Below are 20,477 nucleotides of genomic sequence, written 5' to 3'. Positions count from 1 at the left end.
TATAGTATCTAGAATTGTTTTGTTTAACAACTAATAGTGCTTGATGGGTATAATAGCTTTGTTCGCTAAACTCATTAAAAGGAATTGCAGAATTTTTCAAACGCAAAAACGAAATTTCTGGTAAAATAAAAAAATAATGAATTATAGAAATCCAAAGATAGGGTAAGAGGTGAAAAGATTGAAAAAAGTACTTGTAGCAAACAGGGGAGAAATCGCGATTCGAATTTTCCGGGCACTGACGGAATTGGGAATCGGTACAGTAGGCGTATATGCGCAAGAAGATGAAAAAAGCGTTCATCGATTCAAAGCAGATGAAGCTTATTTAGTCGGAAAAGGCAAGAAACCGATAGAAGCTTATTTAGACATTGAAGGTCTCATTCATATTGCAAAAGATGCCGGAGCAGACGCTATTCATCCGGGGTATGGATTTCTATCAGAAAATCTGGACTTTGCAAAGAGATGTCAAGAAGAAGGTATCACTTTTATCGGGCCGACAACAGAGCAGTTGGATATTTTTGGAGATAAATTAAAAGCGAAGAAAGCGGCACTGGAAGCTGGAATTCCAACGATTCCGGGAACAGAAGGTGCTGTTCAATCAATGCAGGAAGCAGTAGATTTTGCCAACCAGTATGGCTATCCCATCATTATGAAAGCTGCTTTAGGCGGAGGCGGCCGCGGAATGCGTGTAGCCTTTAATGAAGAAGAAGCAATTGAAGGATTTCAGCGTGCGCAGAGCGAAGCTATCGCTGCTTTTGGACGCGGAGATATTTATGTAGAACGATATATTCAAAATCCCAAGCATATTGAAGTGCAGATTCTAGGGGATACGCACGGCAACTTAGTCCACTTATATGAGCGCGACTGTTCAGTTCAGCGCCGTCATCAAAAAGTCGTTGAAGTTGCCCCATGTGTTACATTAACAGACGAAGTAAGAGAACAGTTGTGCCAGACAGCTGTAAAACTGATGAAGCATGTAGAATACGTCAATGCTGGAACAGTTGAGTTCCTTCTAGAAGGAGATCAGTTCTATTTTATCGAGGTCAACCCTCGAGTTCAGGTCGAACATACGATTTCAGAAATGGTCACAGGAATCGACATTGTACAATCACAAATCTTGATCGCTCAAGGTAAACATTTGCATAACGAAGTAGGAGTTCCTCACCAAGAAGATATTCATTTGATCGGGGCAGCTATTCAGTGCCGTATCACTACAGAAGATCCACTGAATCAGTTCTATCCGGATACAGGGAAAATCAATACGTATCGTTCTCCTGGTGGATTCGGAGTTCGTCTGGATGCAGGAAATGGATTCCAGGGAACAGTGGTCACGCCGTTCTTTGACTCTCTATTAGTAAAAGCATCTGTACACGCCGTTGATTTTTCCAAAGCGGTCCAGAAAATGGGGCGCGTACTGAAGGAATTTCGCATTCGCGGAGTGAAAACCAATATTCCGTTTTTAGCAAATGTTGTGAAGCATCCGGCGTTCATCTCCGGAGCAGCGTCTACGACCTTTATCGATCAGACACCAGAGCTGTATATTTTCTCTAAAGGTCGAGACAGAGGTAACAAAACGCTTCAGTACCTTGGAAATGTAACAGTGAACGGATTCCCGGGCATTGGAAGAATTGAGAAACCGGCTTTCAGCACTCCAAGAATGCCAGAGAAGCTGATTCTGCCTGAAAAAGAATTGATCCGCCCTAAACAGCTCCTTGATCAAAAAGGACCAGCAGCTGTCGCTGACTGGGTAAAAGATCAGAATGCTGTATTACTGACCGACACAACGTTCAGAGACGCTCACCAGAGTCTGCTCGCTACAAGAATGCGAACAAAAGATATGCTGGCAGTAGCAGAACAGATGGAGCAAGGTATACCGGAATTATTCTCAGTAGAAATGTGGGGAGGAGCAACTTTTGATGTTGCTTACCGTTTCTTGAACGAAGACCCATGGGCACGTCTGCGCAAACTGAGACAGAAAATGCCGAATACACTTTTCCAAATGCTCTTCAGAGGGTCAAACGGAGTCGGTTATGAAAATTATCCAGATAATGTACTAGAAAAATTCATTGCAGTGGCAGCGGAAAACGGCATTGATGTATTCCGGATTTTTGACAGTCTGAACTGGATACCCCAAATGGAAAAAAGTATCCAATATGTAAGAGACAATAATAAAATTGCTGAGGCAACCATCTGCTATACAGGGGATCTGAATGATCCGTCTCAAACCAAATATACAATGGACTACTATAAGAAAATGGCAGTCGAGCTGGAAAATATCGGTGCGCATATGATAGCCATCAAAGATATGGCTGGTCTTCTAAAACCGCATGCAGCTTATCGTCTGATCAGTGAGTTGAAGTCCACAGTAAATATACCGATTCACCTGCACATGCATGATACCAGCGGTAATGGAGTTTATACCTACGGGGCCGCAATCCGAGCAGGTGTTGATGTGGTCGATGTGGCTCAAAGCGCACTGAGCGGAAAAACGAGTCAGCCGAGTATGGGCAGTCTATACTATGCACTTGAAAACACTGACCGGGCACCGGAAATCAATATTGAAAATGTTGAAATCATTAATCGTTATTTTGAAGATGTTCGAAAATTTTATTCTATCTTTGAAGAAAGCATGCCGGCAGCTTCAACAGAAGTGTATAAGCATCAGATGCCGGGCGGACAGTATACCAACTTGAAACAACAGGCTAAAGGCGTTGGACTGGCAGACAGCTGGGATGAGTTGAAAGAAATGTATGCTGTGGTCAATCGAATGTTTGGAGATATTGTCAAGGTAACGCCGTCCTCAAAAGTCGTCGGTGATATGGCACTCTTCATGATTCAAAATAATTTGTCTGAACAAGATATTTATGAAAAAGGCGAAAGTCTGAGTTTTCCGCAATCTGTGATCAGTTTCTTTAAAGGCGAATTAGGTAAACCGGAAGGCGGCTTTCCTAAACGACTTCAAGACATCGTCTTAAATGGAGAAGCACCAATTGAAGGACGTCCTGGTGATTATAGAGAGCCGCTGGATTTTGCTGCACTGACCAGTGAATTGGCTGAACAGATCGGCAGAGAACCTAGCGTTGAAGAGGTTTTGAGCTATGCTATGTATCCGCAAGTGTTCAAAGATTACATCTTCTTCCAGAATACGTACGGAGATATCACCAAATTCGATACACCATCCTTCTTCTACGGTATGAGAACCGGGGAACAAATCGAGATCAGTATCGAAAAAGGAAAAACGTTGATCATCCAGTTGAATCAAATTGGGGATCCGGATTCAGAAGGAAATCGAGTATTGTATTTTGAGCTGAATGGACAAGGTAGACAAGTCGAAATCAACGATAAGAGTATCACCAATACTAAAGCTGTCCGCAAGAAAGCAGAACCATCTAATCGAGGACATATCGGGGCAACCATGCCTGGTTCTATCCTGCAGATTCTGGTTAGTCGCGGAGATAAAGTGGAAAAAGGGGATCCTGTCGTCATTACAGAGTCTATGAAAATGGAGACGACCATTCGTTCCGGCATAGCCGGTACTGTAGAGCATCTTTACGTTGCTGAAGGAGATCAAATCGAATCCAGCGACTTGCTCATTGAAATCGAAACGATTTAATCATTAATTAAAATCAGTGGATCTTGAAGGGCATGCTAAGCTCAAAACAGCATGCAGCCGCACTTTGACTCGCTCAAAGTACAAGATCCACTGCTTTTTTTGTCAAAAAAATTCCGAACGTTTTTACTAGAAAATAAATAAATGACTGTTTTTTTTTAGTAATTAGATGTAGAATAGAAAAGAATCATTAAGATTGTACGTTAAATAAAAGAGGTGTCCATCGTTGAAAATAAAAAGAAGTGAAAGATTGATTGATATCACTCACTACCTGCTGGAACATCCGCATACATTAGTGTCTCTGACATTTTTCTCCAAGCGGTATGAGTCAGCTAAATCAAGTATCAGTGAAGATCTGACCATTGTGAAAAAGACCTTCCAGGAAAGAGGAATCGGTATTCTGGAAACAGTGCCCGGTGCAGCCGGGGGAGCACGTTATATCCCGAAAATGAAAAAAGAAGATATCGAAACCTTTATTGAAGAATTCTGTACGGAGTTGAATGATTCTGAGCGTCTACTCCCTGGGGGATATGTGTATCTTTCCGATATGATGGGAGAGCCAGATTGGTTAAGAAAAATCGGCCGGGTCATTGCCTCGTATTACATGGATAAGAAAATCGATGCTGTTATGACAGTCGCAACAAAAGGGGTACCGATTGCGCAAGCTGTAGCGACTTACTTGAATGTTCCTTTTGTGATTGTTCGCCGGGATTCCAAAGTAACGGAAGGATCTACGGTCAGCATCAATTACGTATCAGGTTCATCATCGCAGCGTGTTGAGAAAATGGAATTGTCCCGCCGAAGTTTAAAACGAGGGTCAAGAGTCTTGATCGTAGACGATTTCTTGAAAGGCGGAGGAACGGTCAACGGAATGAAGAGTCTGATCGAGGAATTCGACGCAGAACTTGTAGGTGCAACGGTTATTGCGGAAAACCTATATCAAGGTGAACGTTCGATCGATAACTATACCGCATTACTAAAAGTCAATAGTGTGGACGTGAAAAGCAGAACGATTCAAGTTGTACCGGGAAACTTTTTGTCTTCAATGTAAATAAAAAGGGAGATGCTGCAATCCAGCATCTCTCTTTTTCTATAAGTTTATAATTTGTCGTCTGCCGGTCTTTTACGCCCTTCAGTTTGTCGTCCGGTAGTATCAGCTTGATCATCCAGCATCGGTGGTGTACCTTCTGACTCACCTGGTTGAAGCGGCGGTTGCGTACCTTGGACGCCTCCGTTGGCTGGATATCCTGCGATTGGACGAACAGAGCTGGTCGCTTGATTGAGGTCTTGTACTCTATCATCTTGTCTATCCTGGTCAGACTGATGCGGTGCATCTCCTGATCGATCTGCTTTAAAATTGCTGACCGCTACGACAATCTCGCCATTAGCCAAATTATCGCGGTATCTATGCAATAAATCATCGTCAGTAGTATAGTCAGGATCGTCAAAATGATGATCCTCTCTGACTTTGAATGCATCTTTTATAGATTCCCAAAAATTAGAATTATTTTCATGATCAGAATCATTGCCATTCATATCCGGCTCAGAAACATCTACATGTTCTGGATTTCTCAGAGAGTGACTTTTTTCTTGGTTGGTATACAACGTAATTTCGTCATTCGTATAACCTTCAGCCTCTAATCTTTTAATGACCTTGATCGCTTCTTCTTCTTTTTTGTAACTTCCTATAACGGTTTGTTCTTTATCCATTTAACATTCCTCCTATTAGAATCCCTGCAGTCTACTGCTTTAAGCGGCAGTGTCATCAAACAGGTTGGTTTATATCTGTAATGAGATAAGGTTTTAACCTAACTACAGTATAAAATGAGAAAAGCCGACCTACAAACAAAACACCTTAAGAACTTGAAATAGCCAAGTAGGTAAAGTATGATAGAATCAGGATTCTTTCCTTAAAAAAGTACAATAAAGCTATCAGAAGTGATATGAATAATCACACTATAAACAGCTGTAATGAAACAGAAGATGAACAGAATGGGAGAACTATAGTGAATAATCGATATGCAGTAGTATTAGCAGCAGGTCAAGGAACACGAATGAAATCGAAATTATATAAAGTCATGCACCCGGTCATGGGGAAACCAATGGTAGGGCATGTTGTTGATCAAGCACAAGCCGTAAATCTAGATCAAGTCGTTACAGTCACAGGTGTTGGTGCTGAAACCGTTCAGGAGTATCTGGGAGAAAAAAGTTCTTATGTCTTACAAGAAGAACAACTTGGTACTGCTCACGCAGTAAAACAAGCAGCTTCTGAATTGAAAGACAAAGAAGGAACAACCCTAGTGATCTGCGGAGACACTCCGCTTTTGACAGCCGATACGCTGAAAGGTCTAGTAGAATTTCATGAAAAAGAAGGCGCAAAAGCGACGGTACTGACTGCTCATGCAAACAATCCTTTTGGATATGGCAGAGTCATTCGTTCCGAGGAAGGTGCAGTTACTAAGATTGTTGAGCAAAAAGACGCTTCTGAAGCTGAAGCAGCGGTACAAGAAATCAATACGGGTACCTATTGTTTCGACAACAAAGCACTATTTGAAACGCTGGAAAAAGTAAAAAATGAAAATGTCCAAGGCGAGTATTATCTTCCGGATGTTATTGAGATTTTAAAAAATCAGTCAGAACTGGTCGCAGCATTTCAGCTGGATAATATGGATGAAGCTTTGGGGGTCAATGACCGTGTGGCACTGGCACAAGCCAACAAGGTGATGAAAGAACGCATCAATGAACAACACATGCGTAATGGTGTAACGATGATTGATCCGGCGAACACGTATATTGAAAGTGATGTTGTAATCGGACAAGATACGCTTGTTGAACCTGGCGTTTATTTAAAAGGCAGCACGACGATTGGGGAGGACTGTACCATTGGAGCTCACTCTGTTATCGTGGACAGCACAATTGGAAATGGCGTTAACGTAACTAGTTCAATGATCGAAGAGTCGATTATGGGAGACTACAGTGATATCGGCCCAAGCAGCCATCTTCGCCCGCAAACCGTCTTGAAAGAGTCTGTTCATATCGGAAACTTTGTTGAAGTGAAAAAGGCAACGATTGGCAAGAAAACTAAAATCGGTCACTTAACTTATGTAGGAGATGCCGAATTAGGAGAAGACATCAATATTGGCTGCGGAACCGTATTTGTAAATTATGATGGCAAAAACAAGCATAAAATTACTGTCGGAGATAACTCTTTCATCGGCTGCAACACAAATTTGATTGCGCCGGTAACTGTTGAAAAGAACACTTATATTGCGGCTGGCTCGACCATTACGGATACTGTACCTGAAAACTCGTTGGCTATCGCACGGGCCCGTCAAACCATAAAAGAAGACTATATTAATAAAATGTCGATAAAAGATTAGAAGTCTCACCATAAAAGCGTTATTATTGAATAAGAATGTTGATTTCTTGTAAACTTCATCATAAACTAATAGATGGTAGAAATAGAAGAAAAGAAAGAAACTGGAGGCCCACATGTCCGAACATTATTCTGATCCAAAACTTAAGATCTTTGCTTTGAGTTCTAACGTTCCGCTTGCAGAAAAAATTGCTGCAGACGTTGGAGTAGAATTAGGAGACGTTTCTGTTAAGAAATTCAGTGATGGCGAGATTCGTATCAATATTGAAGAGAGTATTCGTGGAGATCACGTTTATTTGATTCAATCGACATCAGCACCTGCGAATGATCATTTGATGGAAGTGATGATCATGATTGATGCACTGAGAAGAGCGAGCGCAAAAACGATCAATGTCGTACTGCCGTACTATGGTTATGCAAGACAAGATCGAAAAGCTAGATCTCGTGAACCCATTACAGCTAAGTTAGTAGCGAATATGCTGACAGAAGCAGGAGCAGATAGAATTTTGACGCTTGACCTGCATGCTTCTCAGATCCAAGGATTCTTTGATATCCCTGTAGATCACTTACTAGGCGCTTCTCTGCTTGCAAACTGGTTCTTGGATAAAGGGCTAGGCGGAAAAGATACAGTCGTCGTATCGCCAGATCACGGCGGTGTAACCCGTGCACGTAAACTGGCAGAATTCTTGAAATCGCCAATTGCGATTATTGATAAACGCCGACCAGAAGCAAATGTTGCGGAAGTTATGAATATCGTCGGAGATGTTAATGGCAAGACGGCCGTTTTGATTGATGACTTGATCGACACGGCTGGAACGATCACACTAGCTGCTGATGCTTTAGTTGATCAAGGTGCAAAAGAAGTCTATGCCTGCGGTACGCATGCTGTATTCTCTGGTCCCGCGATTGAAAGACTGGAAGCTTCTCCAATCAAAAAAATGATTGTTACAGATTCTATTAATATTCCAGAAGAACAAAAAATAGATAAAGTTGCACAAGTGAGTGTTGGAGAACTGATGGGACATGCAATTAAACGAATTCATGAAAACCGTTCAGTTAGTCCGTTATTTGAGAAAAAATTCAAAAAATAAGATTATAAGTAATCTATAATCAGACACTGAGCTGGTCAAGCTGTTGAACCACTATTCATAACTGACCGCCTCAGTGTCTATTATTTTTACCCTGCTTATGAACAAGAGAGGAGCTGAAGCAGAGATGATGAAAACATTGAAATTCCATTTAAGTAAGATGAAACCACTGGATGCAGTGATTATTGTCTGTCTCTTCGCTGCTTCTTTTGTTCCGCATGTGGTATACGGGATTCAACTCAATCAAGTGGATGAAGATGCCCGAATTATGGCTACGGTTAAAATATCCGGAGAAGAAGTCTATAAAGTTGAACTTTCAGAAGATACACCGCATGAAACGAAGACTTTTTATCCTGCAGAAGGTCAATATAATATTATCGAAGTAGATGGAACAAGAATCCGAAATAAAGAAGATAACAGTCCGGATCAATTAGGAGTAAGAAAAGGCTGGATCAGCCAACCGGGGGAGACCGCTGTAGTGTTGCCGCATGAACTGATTATAGAGATTCATGCAGAATCTCCAGATGGTAAAGAAATGGAAGAAGAAACAGACGTCATCATTCCACTTTAAAACCTGTAACTAATACAAAAAGGCTGAAGCGATTGCTTCAGCCTTTTTGTATTAGAAAAAATGATTAATCATTGGATAAATAGTAAACTAAACAGCAGTAAAATCGTTTCTGTACCACAGAATAATACTAGGTTTTTAATAGATAAAATAAAGGTTTTCTGTTTGATCTGTGCTTTGTTGAACGCTATGAGATTTTTTCGTACGGGAATCAATGTCAGTAGAACGAGCAGCAGCAGCGGATGCAGCCAGCCGAGTAAAACAGCAATCGTAATCACACCATAGCTGGCGTAAACTAATCCGTTAAAAAGCTGTACTCCATGGTCCTTGCCAATATAATAGGGCAACGTATACCGGTGATTCGCTATATCTTGTTCCAAATCGCATAAATTGTTTGCCAGCATAATATTGGCGATTAAAAAAACAATCGGTAAAGAAACAAAAAAGGCAACAAGCAGATCTAAACTATTTCCCACAATAGTAAAGTTAGGTAAGTTTACCATCAAGTTGATCAATGTTTGATCATTTGTATTGATAAAAATCGCAATAAAAAAGATACCGAATCCCATGGTTAAACCAGAAATGATTTCGCCAAGCGGCATTCTTGAGATTGGGACCGGACCGAACGTGTAGAAAATACCGATTAAAAAGCATAGTCCACCTATAAGCAATAATAAGAGATTAGTTCTGACAACGAGTACAATTCCAAGCAAAGCAGCTGCAATCAGCATAGATAAGATAATCTGAATAACCAGTCTTTCAGATAGTTGGGATTGACCGATAATATTGACTTCCCGCTTATAATCGTCAGCTTTGGATTTCTGGTAATCCATCAAGTTATTAATTGCTGTAGTCGTCATATCGAATAAGATCATTGCGATAAAAAAGAGTATAGTGTTGATCCAGTCAAAAGACTGGAAATAGTATACTGAAAATAAAGTGCCTAGTAAAAATGGAAATAAGCTGGCTAATTTTGTTTTGATTTCAACTAAATCTAAAAAAGTTTTTATTGTCATTGCTATTCCTCGTCCATTAAAGTAAATGCGTCATTTGTTAAGTCGAAGTCCGTTAACCCTTTGGATAAATAAACTTCTTTGTCTTTGGTAACAAAGATAGCCTCTGTATTTTCCAACTGATTAACAAATGATAATCCATCTTCTAATCCTTTAGAAAATAGTGAAGTAGAGAGTCCGTCGCCATCGATTGACTGATCTGTGATTACACTGACACCTGCCAATTCATTATCAAATGGATAGCCGGTTTTAGGATCAAGCAAGTGGTGGTACTGCTTGCCGTCTGCTTCAAGATAGCGTTCGTAAATACCGGAAGTCACGATTGAACGGTTGCTGACAGGAATGGACCCTAAAATTTCTCCACGCTCTTTAAACGGATCTTGAACGCCTACATTCCACTTTTCACTCATACTTCGGGCACTATTGCCCATAACGAAAATGTTGCCGCCTAAATCGACAATCGCAGTATCTACACCGTTGTCTTTTAAAACATTTACGGCTTCATCTGTGATAAAGCCTTTTGCGATACCGCCTAAATCAATTTGCATCCCTTTTTCTGGTAAATAGACTGTCTGTTCTGTATCGTCCAGTTCTATGATTTTATAATCAATCAGGGATAATACTTCATCAATTTCAGATTGAGCTGGTTTTCTGGCATCAGGATAACCAATATGCCATAAGCTTGTCAGTGGACCTACGGACAGGTCAAAAGATCCTTCAGTTTTTTCGCTATAATGAACAGCTGATCTAATAAGTGCATATAAATCATCTGGAACGGAAACGGCTTCCTGACCAGCTGCATCATTGATTGATTGAATGATTGAATGTTCTTCTGTTTCTTCTGTTGTAATATAACTTGCCAATGATTCAATACGGTCAAAAGCTTTTGTTAAAGCTTCTTCTTTTCCATCATTGTAGACCGTTACTCGAACCACGGTCCCCATTAGAAATTCTGTTCGTTCATAGGGGGTTCCTGCAAGATTGCGGTCTTCTTGCGCCTGTTCAGACTGACAACCGCTTAATAAAATGCTGAATATTATCAGCGGAAATAGGTAAATATAAATAAACGCTTTTCTCATAATCCAGACCTCTTTCAAAATCAATCAATAGTGGAATAAGGATAAAAACAGGTCTTAGCTAAAAGTCTAAGACCTGTTTTTATCAGTAAGATTTTCTCTTAAAGTATAAATGAAAACGTTCTTTGAGAAAAGACTTCTAGAGTATTTTTAGTTGTTGACTTCAATCGTTTCAGTGTTGCCTTCTTCAGCAGCATCCACTAATTGTTGAGCATATTCAACAAAACTTTCAGAAGAATGAGTTGCACCAGATACGACATCTACTTCAGAAGGATCTTGAGTTTCTTCTAGTTGCCCATTCAAGTCAGGAAGATATTCTGCAGGACCCACACCTACTTTATCTTTCATAGCTTCTTGATAACCTTCATCTTCAGATTTCAGTTCGCCAGCTTCGTTTTCGTAATCGTAGTTAGATTCTGTGATTTGTCCGTCGCTGACAGTCATATCAAAAACAACACGCCAGCCATTTTCATCAAAATTCTGTTCTTCTAGAGAATAAGAGCCGTCTTGTAATTCAGTACTATCTGTTCCGGCTTCTTCAGTTGTATCTGCTGTATCTGAATCTTCAGTAGAAGTTGAGTCATCTGTACTACCGCAGGCAGCTAATACAAATGATGAAGCCAAAAGTGTTGCAGCAAATTTAAATCCTTTTTCTAATTGCATGGTATTCCCTCCAAAATTTAATGTATGTACTCAATATTTATTGAGGACGTTTCAACAACGTTAGTATACAACATCACAATAAAATTGTCTATACTTTCACAATATAATTTCAAATTAAATTTTTCTTCATATATGATATTTAATAAAATATCTTTATATATAAAAGAATATAATATATAAAAAGTGATATAGACATTTAACATAAAAGAAGTTATAATAAACCCGAAGATAAATTGTGATATATAATACAAACGAAATGAATTGTATTTCACAAATAATTAGAGTTTAATAAAGGAGATACCAAAATGTCACAGACTAATATTGTTGTTGTCGGTGGAGGGTTTGCAGGAGTTTCAGCTGCAAAGACACTCTCGAAAAAATTGAAGAAGAATGAAGCGGTCAAAATCACTTTGATTGATCGTCATGCTTATCATACGTATATGACAGAGCTGCACGAAGTTGCTGGTGGACGTGTTGAACCTCATGCGATTCAATACGATCTGCAAAGATTGTTCGCCCGCAGAAAAAATGTTGAACTTGTAACAGATAACGTTACTGAGCTGGACCACGAAGAAAAGACAGTGATTACTGAAAATGGTCGTTACGCTTATGACTACTTAGTCTTGGGAATGGGCGGAGAAGCTAATGATTTTGGAACTCCAGGAGTGAAAGAACACGGATTTACATTGTGGTCCTGGGAAGATGCTGTCCGTATTCGACGCCATATCGAAGATACAGTTGCGGCTGCAGCCAGAGAACGCGATTCAATGAAGCGAGCAGCTATGCTGCGCTTTGTCGTCTGCGGATCTGGATTTACTGGGATTGAAATGGTAGGAGAGCTGATAGACTGGAAGCCGGTTCTAGCAGAAAAGTACCATATTGATGAGCAAGAAATCGATTTAGTGGTGGTTGAAGCTCAGTCAGATATTTTAACAACGATTCCCAAGGTCAGTTCTGGCAAAGTAGAAAAATACCTGCGTAAGAAAAACGTGAGAATTTTGACGGATGCTCCTGTTGTCAATGTTACACCGACGGAAGTAGCGCTTGGAACGAATGATACGTTAGATACTCATACGTTGATCTGGGCAGCGGGTGTAAAGGCGAATTCAGATGCAGAAGACTTTGGAGCGGAAAAAGCTCGGGCAGGTCGTCTTGTGGCAAATGAATTTATGGAAGCAAAAGACTTGGATAATGTTTATGTTATCGGTGACTTAGTTTATTATGAAGAGAATGGAAAGCCTACTCCGCAGATCGTGCAGGCTGCTGAACAGACAGGACATACAGCAGCAATAAATATTGCAGCCGCTATTGAAGGTGGAGAAAAACATCCGCATGAGTCAAACTATCAGGGGACACTGGTGTCTGTCGGTTCTAAGTACGGTGTAGCCTATCTGTTTGATCGAATCCATCTAAGTGGGTTTTTGGCTATTTTAATGAAACACATAGTCAACTTGAAATACTTCTTTGATATCCGCTCTGGTTATTATATGATACAATATATATTGCATGAGTTTTTCCATATCAAACATCACCGGAATATTTTCAGAGGGCACCTTTCCAGATACGGAAATGTTTTATGGAGTGTACCGCTGCGCGTGTTTTATGGAAGTATGTGGCTCATTGAAGGGTTGAAGAAAACGTTTGGCCTTTTTGGTACTCATAGTTGGTTCGGGGATACAGTTTCTCTGCCGTTTGCCTGGCTGCAAAATCCGGTTTCCGGAGCTTCAGAGGCTGTTGCAGAAGAAGTGGCTAAGCCGATTTTCGGATTGAGTTATGCTTACGGAGAAGAACCTATGATGATTTTTAAGGAAGCGCCGTTCTGGTTTGAAAGTATCATGAAAATCATGATACCAAATACAGAAGTCGCACTATTTTTCCAAAAATTTATGACATGTGTAGAAATCGCTATTGCCTTAGCGCTGATTTTCGGTCTATTTACATGGTTGGCAAGTGCAGCTACCATTGCATTGACAATCTCATTCGCACTGTCCGGTATGTTTTATTGGGTCAATATTTGGTTTATCTTTGTAGCCATTGCTTTAATGAACGGCTCAGGACGCGCCTTCGGATTGGATTATTATGTTATTCCATGGATTCAGAAAAAAGCCGGATCCTGGTGGTATGGTAAGGAAAAATCTATTTATTAAATCATATTAAACAGCTTAAGCAAGTCGAAAGAAACAAAAAAGGCGGAGGCGGGGTTAACAACTCGTCTCCCTTTTTACTAAGTGCAGGGATTTAAAGGAGAGAATTATGAAATTACATCCAATTTGGGAGGATTATCCTGACCTATCCAGCGAATTGGAACAGGTCATTCAATTGATCAAGCGATCGATTCATATGCGGAATAAAGAAGTGGAAGCAGTATTGACGGATATGCTGGAGTCTGGAGGGAAAATGCTGCGACCAGCTTATACACTGTTGTTTTCTGCATTCGGCACTGAACATGATCCTGAGAGAGCTCGGGCATTAGCGGCTTCTATCGAGTTGCTGCATGCGGCTACGCTCATTCACGATGATATTATTGATGATGCGGATACCCGCAGAGGTAAAACAACGATACAATCAAAGTATGGAAAAGACGCTGCTGTTTATGCAGGAGACTACTTATTTACCGTTTCATTTCGACTGCTGGCAAAGCAGGTTCAATCGGACCGGCAACTAGATATTAATACTCGCGGAATGGAACGGATCTTGATGGGTGAGTTAGATCAGATGCACTTGTATTATCATCTTGATATGACAATCCGACAGTACCTGACACAGATTTCTGGAAAAACAGCTCAGTTATTTGCTCTGGCGTGCTATTCAGGAGCGCTTGAAGGGGGTATGACAGAGAGAAAGGCTCGTCATGCATACTATATCGGCAGCCATATTGGTATGGCATTTCAAATATTAGACGATATATTGGATTACACACAGAATTCTGAGAGCGTGGGAAAACCTGTGCTGGAAGATGTTAGACAAGGTATCTATACAGCGCCGCTGATCTTTGCGATGCGCAAGAATCGTCAACAATTTGAACCACTGCTGTCTAAGCGGAATAAAATGACAAAGGACGATGTTAAAATGGTACAGCACTTAGTAAATGAGCTGGGTGGAGTAAATGAAGCGCGCTCGTTAGCTGGAAAATATACACATAAAGCATTGAAAAGAATCGACCAACTTCCAGTGTCTCCAGAAAAACAGATGATTCAATCATTGACCAAGCAGTTGTTAGAACGAAAAATGTAATGCAGATAAAAGAGCAAAACCTCTATTGATATATTGAATAGAGGTTTTGCTCTTTTTGCAGTTGAATCATATCTAAAACAAAGAGATAAAAAGCAGCGCAAAATGAATGAGATATAGTAAATAAAATAAACTGAAAGTTAAAAGCAATGTCCAGTTCAAAAAAGTCTCAACAAAATTATGGTCCGACTGTAAATGGAAAAAATCTAAAAAAATAGCCGGCAGCAGCAAGGAAACAAAACTGCCTAAATTGAGCCGATCCGGGAATATATGAAAAGAAGGAACAAAAATTGCGAAATAAACACCAGTCAGAAAGAGGGTTATGTAAAATCTTTTAATGAAATAATAACGTATTTTCATTTGCCGATTCCTCGTTTCATATAAATGTAAGGATAAGTAAAATCAGTAAAAAAAGAATAGTTGTATAATCAATGACTTTGTGAAAAACAGATAATCCCTCATACTGCTTTTTATTCGTGATATCTAGTAGAAAGCCAAGAATCAAAAACCCTGGGAAAACGATCCAATCACTATAATACTCAAAGATGAAAGCAGGGTTGATCAGAATATAATAAATGGAAAACAACAAAGAAAAAAGATGAAAATCACTTTTGATATATACTGAAACTTAAGCTGCATGAAAGCACGTCCTTATTGTTAAAAAATATAAAGCGCTTTAATTTCAACTGAAAGAAGAACACAAGCTGTTTCTCAACAGCTTGTGTCTTAAGACAGACCCTTTATTCAAAAGCTAAATCAGGACTTTTCTCAATAACATCGGCTAAGTGCTCACGAATAGTTTTAGCCGAATGTTTCATTTTTTCTTTTTCAGAATCGTTTAATGGAATTTCAATAATACTCTTGATACCGTTGCGGTGAATAACAGCGGGTGTGCCTATATAAATATCCTCTTCGCCATATTCTCCCTGAAGATAAACAGACAAAGGCAGCACGGCATGTTCATTGTTAAGGATTGCGCGAGTGATCCGTGCTAGAGATACGCCGATACCGTAGAAGGTAGCGCCTTTTTTCTCGATAATCGTATAAGCAGCATCTCTTACTGAAAAGAAGATATCTACTAATGCTTGTTCATCAGTATTCGGATTGTTTTCAACCCACTCGTTGATTTGCAATCCAGCAACGTTTGCATGTGACCATACTGGGAATTCTGTATCACCGTGTTCACCAATAATATAGCCATGGACGTTACGTACATCAACGTCAAGCAAGTTGGCTACTGCTTGGCGGAACCGAGCACTGTCCAGAGAAGTACCTGTACCGATCACTTGTTCAGCCGGCAGGCCGGACCATTTGTAAACAGCGTAAGAAAGGATATCTACAGGATTGGTAGCAACTAAAAATATTCCGTTGAAACCACTGGCCATAACACTCTCTACAACACTTTTTGTAATGCGCAGATTTTTTTCTGTCAGATCCAGACGCGTCTCCCCAGGTTTTTGACTTGCTCCTGCAGTGTAGACAACAAGGTCTGCATCCGCGCAGTCCGCATAGTCTGCCACGTAAAGTTTTTTAGGTGCCGTAAATGCTAAGGCACTGCTTAGATCCATAACGTCGCCTTCTGCTTTATCTCGGTTAACATCAATAATGCCAAGCTCTTGTCCGATATTCTGATTGATTAGAGAATAGGCATAACTAGAGCCGACAGCACCGTCGCCGATTAGAATGATTTTTTGTTGATCTTTTATAGTTTTCAAGGTTGCACACTCCCTTAAATAAGTTGAATTTCATAAGTTCATTATATCACACATGGAGCAAAAAGAGTCAAATTTAACAAAAATATCTGTGAATAATCAAAAAACAATTCTAATGAAGGGGAAATCTGAATTATGAGAATGTTTATCATAATCTCTATTGACTAAACGGTCAGAGAGTGGCAGAATTGTATTAAGTTATTTAATAAAATACTCATATTTCAAGTATAATTATGCATAATTTCAGCTTAACACCTTCTTTAGTACATTGAATATTAGTTTTTCAAATGTATGGATAGGGTAGCTGAACTCAATTAGTTATATTTTAATTATGTTTTTAAAGGTGGAGTTTCGTGTTGAAGACAATCACAAAAGAAAGTTTGTATGATTTGAAGAGTGTTTCACAGCCAGTCGTATGGGGAGAGCTGGTCTTTTTTGTAGAAACGGCTATGAACAAAGAAGAAAATACGTACGAGACATCTATTTACAGTGTTCACAAGCAGACTGGAGAACGTGTTCACTGGGGAGACAGCGGATCATCTAATGTAGGGATCAGTCTTTCGCCAAACAAAAAGTGGCTGGGTTACCTATCCAACAATACTAAGGATAAAAAAACACAATTGTTCTTAATTCCATTAACTGGAGGTTCGGCTTTTCAATTAACAGAAGAAAAGAACGGAATCAATCATTATGAATGGACAAGTAATGGAGCAAGTGTTTATTATCAAACCTCTCAAAAACCGGAAGAAGCAGAAAAAGATGCAGAAAAGAATAAAGAGAAAAAGCTTCCGGAACCAAAAGTAATCACAAAACTTCAGTACAAAATGGATGGCGGCGGAGTATTGCCGTCTGACTTAACCTATCAGATCAAAAAAGTCGACATTGCTACTAAGCAGGATCAAGTTATATTAGAAAAAGATCGTCCGGTTGGATTAAGTTATGTAGCGAAAGATGAAAGCTATCTGCTGTTTGGGGATAAGCTGAATCCGGAAGACGAATGGGTGTATGGCGGAAGTGTCTACAAGTATTCGATTGCAACAAAAGTAACGTCTTTACTGACTAGCGAAATTCCTCAAGGGAGCTTCTATTTCTTAGCCGCCAATGAAGTGGAAGACTATTATCTGCTGGTTGGAAATGATTTTGAGTTTGCTTTTGTATCACAAGCTAAATTGTATGGATACGATGTTCAAACGAACCAGTTGGTATGCTTGACAGAAAATTTGGATGCTGAAGTAGGCGATACGATTATTGGCGACTTCCAGCAAAATGTTTCGGAGTTCCCAGTTAAATGGATCAATAATGATGAATACTTATTCCCTGTCACAGAGCATGGAAAACTTCAAGTATATAAAGGATCAAAGAGCGGTCATCCTGAGAAACTGGTGGATGAAAGAGTTCATTTAACGGGTGGAGATCTGACAGAGTCTGAAGGTGAGCTGGCTGTTACGTATTCTACTGTCATCAAACCGAGTGAAGTCGGATTGTTAAATACGGCATCCGGAGAAATTACTACACTGTATAATCCAAATGCTGCATTCGAGGCTGAGCATACAATCGTTGAACCGGAAATGTTCTGGTATAAAGGTGCTGATGATTGGGATATCCAAGGCTGGTATGTACCGCCAGTTGAATCAAAAGAAAGTCATCCGGCAATTTTGTATGTTCATGGCGGTCCGCAAGTATGTTACGGAGAAAGCTTTTTTCATGAAATGCAGAAATTGGCTGGTCAGGGATATGGCGTTATTATGCTGAACCCTCGCGGTGGAAACGGCTATGGTCAGAAATTTGTCGCATCCATTTTGGGTGACTATGGAAACAAAGACTATGAAGATTTAATGCTGGGAACAGATCAAGTGCTGGAAAACCACCCGGAAATTGACCAAGACAGCTTGTATGTTGCTGGGGGAAGTTACGGAGGCTTCATGACAAACTGGATCGTTGGGCATACAAATCGTTTCAAAGCAGCGGTAACTCAACGTTGTATTTCTAACTGGATCAGCTTCTATGGTACGAGTGATATTGGACCGCATTTTGTTGAATTCCAATTACAGCATGATTTAAGCAATGTGGAAGAGCTATGGAGAATGTCTCCGCTGGCATATGCAGAACAAGTTGAGACCCCCTTGCTGGTCATCCATGGAGAAGAAGATCTGCGCTGTCCACAAGAACAGGCAGAACAAATGTATATTGCTATGAAAAAACATAAAGTAGATACTAAATTGATTACGTTCCCGCAATCTAGTCACGGATTGTCTCGAATGGGCTTGCCGAATTTACGTCTGGATAGAATGGAAGCTATCTCAGACTGGTTTGAAAAACATTAAAGGAAATTCAATACCAGACTGCTCGACTTTTCAATATAAAGGCGAGCAGTTTTTTTGGGAAGTATGATTTAAAAGGCTAAGTGAGAGTAACCTTAGAAAGCCAATCAAAGATTAAAATTTGTATAGAATCCCATAGATTCGCCTTTTCAATTTGGGTTTTCATAGCTTGTTTGTTATACTCAATCACGACAGAAGAAGACGAGAAGGAAAATACTAGGAGTGGAATTTTGAAGCAGGATCTTGAAAGCTTAAGTCCTTTTGAATTGAATTTATACTTGGAAAATCAGAGACAGCAGACGCCGAATACAAAAGCGTTCTTGAATGCCGGCAGAGGGAATCCGAACTGGACAGCCCCTATTCCAAGAGAAGCATTTTTCTTGTTGGGAGAATTTGCTACAAGCGAGACCATCCATCACCCAAATAGTCAAATTGCAGGAATGATTCTAGAAGATGGACGCCGTGCAGAACGATTTGAACAGTTTTTATCTGCTAAAGAAGCAAGAGGAGCAGAGCTGCTTAAAATGATCTGGGAAAATGGAACGCATTTAATGGGAATGCCTAGAGAAATATGGCTGAAAGAAATGCTGGATTACGTGATTGGTGATAACTATCCTCATCCCGAGCGTGTACTGAATGCTTGCGAAGAACCCATTAAACAGTATCTGCATCATGAGTTATTTGATTCTGAAAGCGCCCCTTTTGATATTTTCACTGTAGAAGGCGGAACAGCAGGCATCGTTTACACATTCAATTCGTTATTCAACAATGCTTTGCTGGAAAAAGGGGATACGATTGCACTGCTGATTCCAACCTTTGCTCCCTATATGGAAATTCCTGAGCTTCCAGAATATGGATTTAACGTTGAGTACATCCGCTCTGAGCTGATGAATATTGACGGCCATACCAGTTATCAGTTCTCGAAAAAAGAACTGGATCGCCTGCGTAATCCTGAGATTAAAGCTGTATTTGTAGTGAATCCGAGTAATCCAACGGCTAATGCCATTTATGGAGATTCCATTGACCAGCTGATCGATATAGTGGAACAGGATAACCCTGAATTAATGATTTTATCTGATGATGTATATGGGACATTTTTAAATCAGTTCACATCATTATTTACCGTACTGCCGTACAATACAGCTTGTATTTACTCATATTCTAAATATTTTGGTGCCACTGGATGGAGAATCGGTACAATAGCCGTCGCCAAAGAAAATATTTTTGATGAACGACTGAAGGCATTACCAGAACATAAACGTGCTCAATTAAACCATCGATACGAAACACTGACTTCTGATCCGGAAGAAATTAAGTTCATTGATCGATTAGTGGCTGACAGCAGATCGGTTGCATTAAATCATGCGGCGGGGCTTTCAGCACCACAGCAAGTCATGATGACCCTGTTCAGTTTGTACGCGCTTATGGATAAAGAAAATGTATACAAAAGAGAAGTCATCAGTATTTGTCAGGAAAGAGGGAGACTGCTTTATGCTTCTTTAGGAATGACCCTGCCGCTGAAGGAACTAAATACCGCCTATTACTGTGAAATCGATTTTGAATGGTGGTTGAGCCAGAAATACAACTCAGTATTTGTTGAGTATATCCAAGCAAACTGGACAATGACGGATTTAGTCGCAAAACTGGTAGAAGAAGAGCAGTTGATGCTGCTGAAGTCAGAAGCGTTTGGCTCCAGCAAATGGACGGTCCGAGTTTCATTAGCGAATCTTCCAACCGAAGCGTATACAGAGATTGGAAATAGAATCACGAGTATGATCGATCGTTTGTATCAAGCATGGAAATGAATATCAGACGTATGTAC

14 protein-coding genes are annotated in these 20,477 nt (G+C 40.1%); 9 read left to right on the top strand and 5 right to left on the bottom strand.

All coding sequences use genetic code 11. The features are described from left to right. Positions 1-178: 178 nt before the first annotated feature. Together B6F02_RS09620 and purR are read left to right on the top strand one after the other, a co-directional pair. Positions 179-3,610 (top strand): pyruvate carboxylase, encoded by a 3,432-nt coding sequence (locus B6F02_RS09620; protein ID WP_080147126.1) that lies wholly within the window; start codon positions 179-181, stop codon positions 3,608-3,610. Positions 3,611-3,833: 223 nt separating this feature from the next. Beyond that, positions 3,834-4,658, top strand: a complete 825-nt coding sequence (gene purR / locus B6F02_RS09615) for a pur operon repressor (protein ID WP_080147125.1) — start codon at positions 3,834-3,836, stop codon at positions 4,656-4,658. Between the two features lie 47 nt (positions 4,659-4,705). Here the strand turns inward: purR and B6F02_RS09610 are convergent, their stop codons facing one another. After that, positions 4,706-5,317: a general stress protein gene (locus B6F02_RS09610; protein ID WP_080147124.1), complete on the bottom strand. Its 612-nt coding sequence runs from the start codon at positions 5,315-5,317 to the stop codon at positions 4,706-4,708. A gap of 296 nt (positions 5,318-5,613) precedes the next feature. Between B6F02_RS09610 and glmU the strand changes: the two genes are divergently transcribed. The 3 genes from glmU to B6F02_RS09595 all read left to right on the top strand — a co-directional run bounded on the left by glmU (position 5,614) and on the right by B6F02_RS09595 (position 8,642). Further along, positions 5,614-6,987 (top strand): bifunctional UDP-N-acetylglucosamine diphosphorylase/glucosamine-1-phosphate N-acetyltransferase GlmU, encoded by a 1,374-nt coding sequence (gene glmU / locus B6F02_RS09605; RefSeq protein WP_080147123.1) that lies wholly within the window; start codon positions 5,614-5,616, stop codon positions 6,985-6,987. A gap of 112 nt (positions 6,988-7,099) precedes the next feature. Then, on the top strand, positions 7,100-8,074 hold the full coding sequence (locus tag B6F02_RS09600) for a ribose-phosphate diphosphokinase (protein WP_080147122.1): 975 nt from the start codon (positions 7,100-7,102) through the stop codon (positions 8,072-8,074). Between the two features lie 124 nt (positions 8,075-8,198). Next, the gene (locus B6F02_RS09595) at positions 8,199-8,642 is read left to right on the top strand and encodes a NusG domain II-containing protein (RefSeq protein WP_080147121.1); all 444 of its coding nucleotides are present in this window, start codon (positions 8,199-8,201) and stop codon (positions 8,640-8,642) included. Positions 8,643-8,710: 68 nt separating this feature from the next. On the opposite strand, the gene menA is transcribed toward B6F02_RS09595, so the two are convergent. From menA to B6F02_RS09580, 3 genes are all read right to left on the bottom strand, one after another. Next, positions 8,711-9,655, bottom strand: a complete 945-nt coding sequence (menA, locus tag B6F02_RS09590; protein WP_080147120.1) for a 1,4-dihydroxy-2-naphthoate polyprenyltransferase — start codon at positions 9,653-9,655, stop codon at positions 8,711-8,713. Between the two features lie 2 nt (positions 9,656-9,657). Further along, positions 9,658-10,731 (bottom strand): FAD:protein FMN transferase, encoded by a 1,074-nt coding sequence (locus tag B6F02_RS09585; protein ID WP_080147119.1) that lies wholly within the window; start codon positions 10,729-10,731, stop codon positions 9,658-9,660. Positions 10,732-10,878: 147 nt separating this feature from the next. Continuing rightward, positions 10,879-11,391 (bottom strand): FMN-binding protein, encoded by a 513-nt coding sequence (locus B6F02_RS09580; RefSeq protein ID WP_080147118.1) that lies wholly within the window; start codon positions 11,389-11,391, stop codon positions 10,879-10,881. Positions 11,392-11,696: 305 nt separating this feature from the next. Between B6F02_RS09580 and B6F02_RS09575 the strand changes: the two genes are divergently transcribed. Together B6F02_RS09575 and B6F02_RS09570 are read left to right on the top strand one after the other, a co-directional pair. After that, positions 11,697-13,538 carry an NAD(P)/FAD-dependent oxidoreductase gene (locus B6F02_RS09575; RefSeq protein ID WP_080147117.1) on the top strand — a complete coding sequence of 614 codons (1,842 nt, stop codon included), beginning with the start codon at positions 11,697-11,699 and terminating at the stop codon, positions 13,536-13,538. A gap of 106 nt (positions 13,539-13,644) precedes the next feature. After that, positions 13,645-14,625: a polyprenyl synthetase family protein gene (locus B6F02_RS09570; protein ID WP_080147116.1), complete on the top strand. Its 981-nt coding sequence runs from the start codon at positions 13,645-13,647 to the stop codon at positions 14,623-14,625. A 737-nt stretch (positions 14,626-15,362) separates the two neighbouring features. On the opposite strand, the gene B6F02_RS09560 is transcribed toward B6F02_RS09570, so the two are convergent. Then, positions 15,363-16,337: an L-lactate dehydrogenase gene (locus B6F02_RS09560; protein WP_080147114.1), complete on the bottom strand. Its 975-nt coding sequence runs from the start codon at positions 16,335-16,337 to the stop codon at positions 15,363-15,365. 350 nt (positions 16,338-16,687) lie between these two features. Here B6F02_RS09560 and B6F02_RS09555 point away from each other — a divergent pair, with 350 nt between their 5' ends. Then, complete coding sequence (locus tag B6F02_RS09555) at positions 16,688-18,658, top strand: S9 family peptidase (RefSeq protein ID WP_306293716.1); 1,971 nt, start codon at positions 16,688-16,690, stop codon at positions 18,656-18,658. Between the two features lie 227 nt (positions 18,659-18,885). Further along, on the top strand, positions 18,886-20,460 hold the full coding sequence (gene aspD, locus B6F02_RS09550; RefSeq protein WP_080147113.1) for an aspartate 4-decarboxylase: 1,575 nt from the start codon (positions 18,886-18,888) through the stop codon (positions 20,458-20,460). The last annotated feature ends 17 nt before the right edge of the window (positions 20,461-20,477 follow it).

It is taken from the genome of Marinilactibacillus piezotolerans, from assembly GCF_900169305.1.
Lineage (GTDB): Bacteria > Bacillota > Bacilli > Lactobacillales > Carnobacteriaceae_A > Marinilactibacillus > Marinilactibacillus piezotolerans_A.
This window is presented reverse-complemented; position numbering and strand designations above follow the sequence as displayed.

Bases quoted from the DNA above. Each gene is read 5' to 3' on its own strand.
- B6F02_RS09610 (WP_080147124.1), bottom strand. From the start codon at position 5,317: ATGGATAAAGAACAAACCGTTATAGGAAGTTACAAAAAAGAAGAAGAA.
- B6F02_RS09600 (WP_080147122.1), top strand. From the start codon at position 7,100: ATGTCCGAACATTATTCTGATCCAAAACTTAAGATCTTTGCTTTGAGT.
- B6F02_RS09595 (WP_080147121.1), top strand. From the start codon at position 8,199: ATGATGAAAACATTGAAATTCCATTTAAGTAAGATGAAACCACTGGAT.
- menA (WP_080147120.1), bottom strand. From the start codon at position 9,655: ATGACAATAAAAACTTTTTTAGATTTAGTTGAAATCAAAACAAAATTA.
- B6F02_RS09585 (WP_080147119.1), bottom strand. From the start codon at position 10,731: ATGAGAAAAGCGTTTATTTATATTTACCTATTTCCGCTGATAATATTC.
- B6F02_RS09580 (WP_080147118.1), bottom strand. From the start codon at position 11,391: ATGCAATTAGAAAAAGGATTTAAATTTGCTGCAACACTTTTGGCTTCA.
- B6F02_RS09575 (WP_080147117.1), top strand. From the start codon at position 11,697: ATGTCACAGACTAATATTGTTGTTGTCGGTGGAGGGTTTGCAGGAGTT.
- B6F02_RS09570 (WP_080147116.1), top strand. From the start codon at position 13,645: ATGAAATTACATCCAATTTGGGAGGATTATCCTGACCTATCCAGCGAA.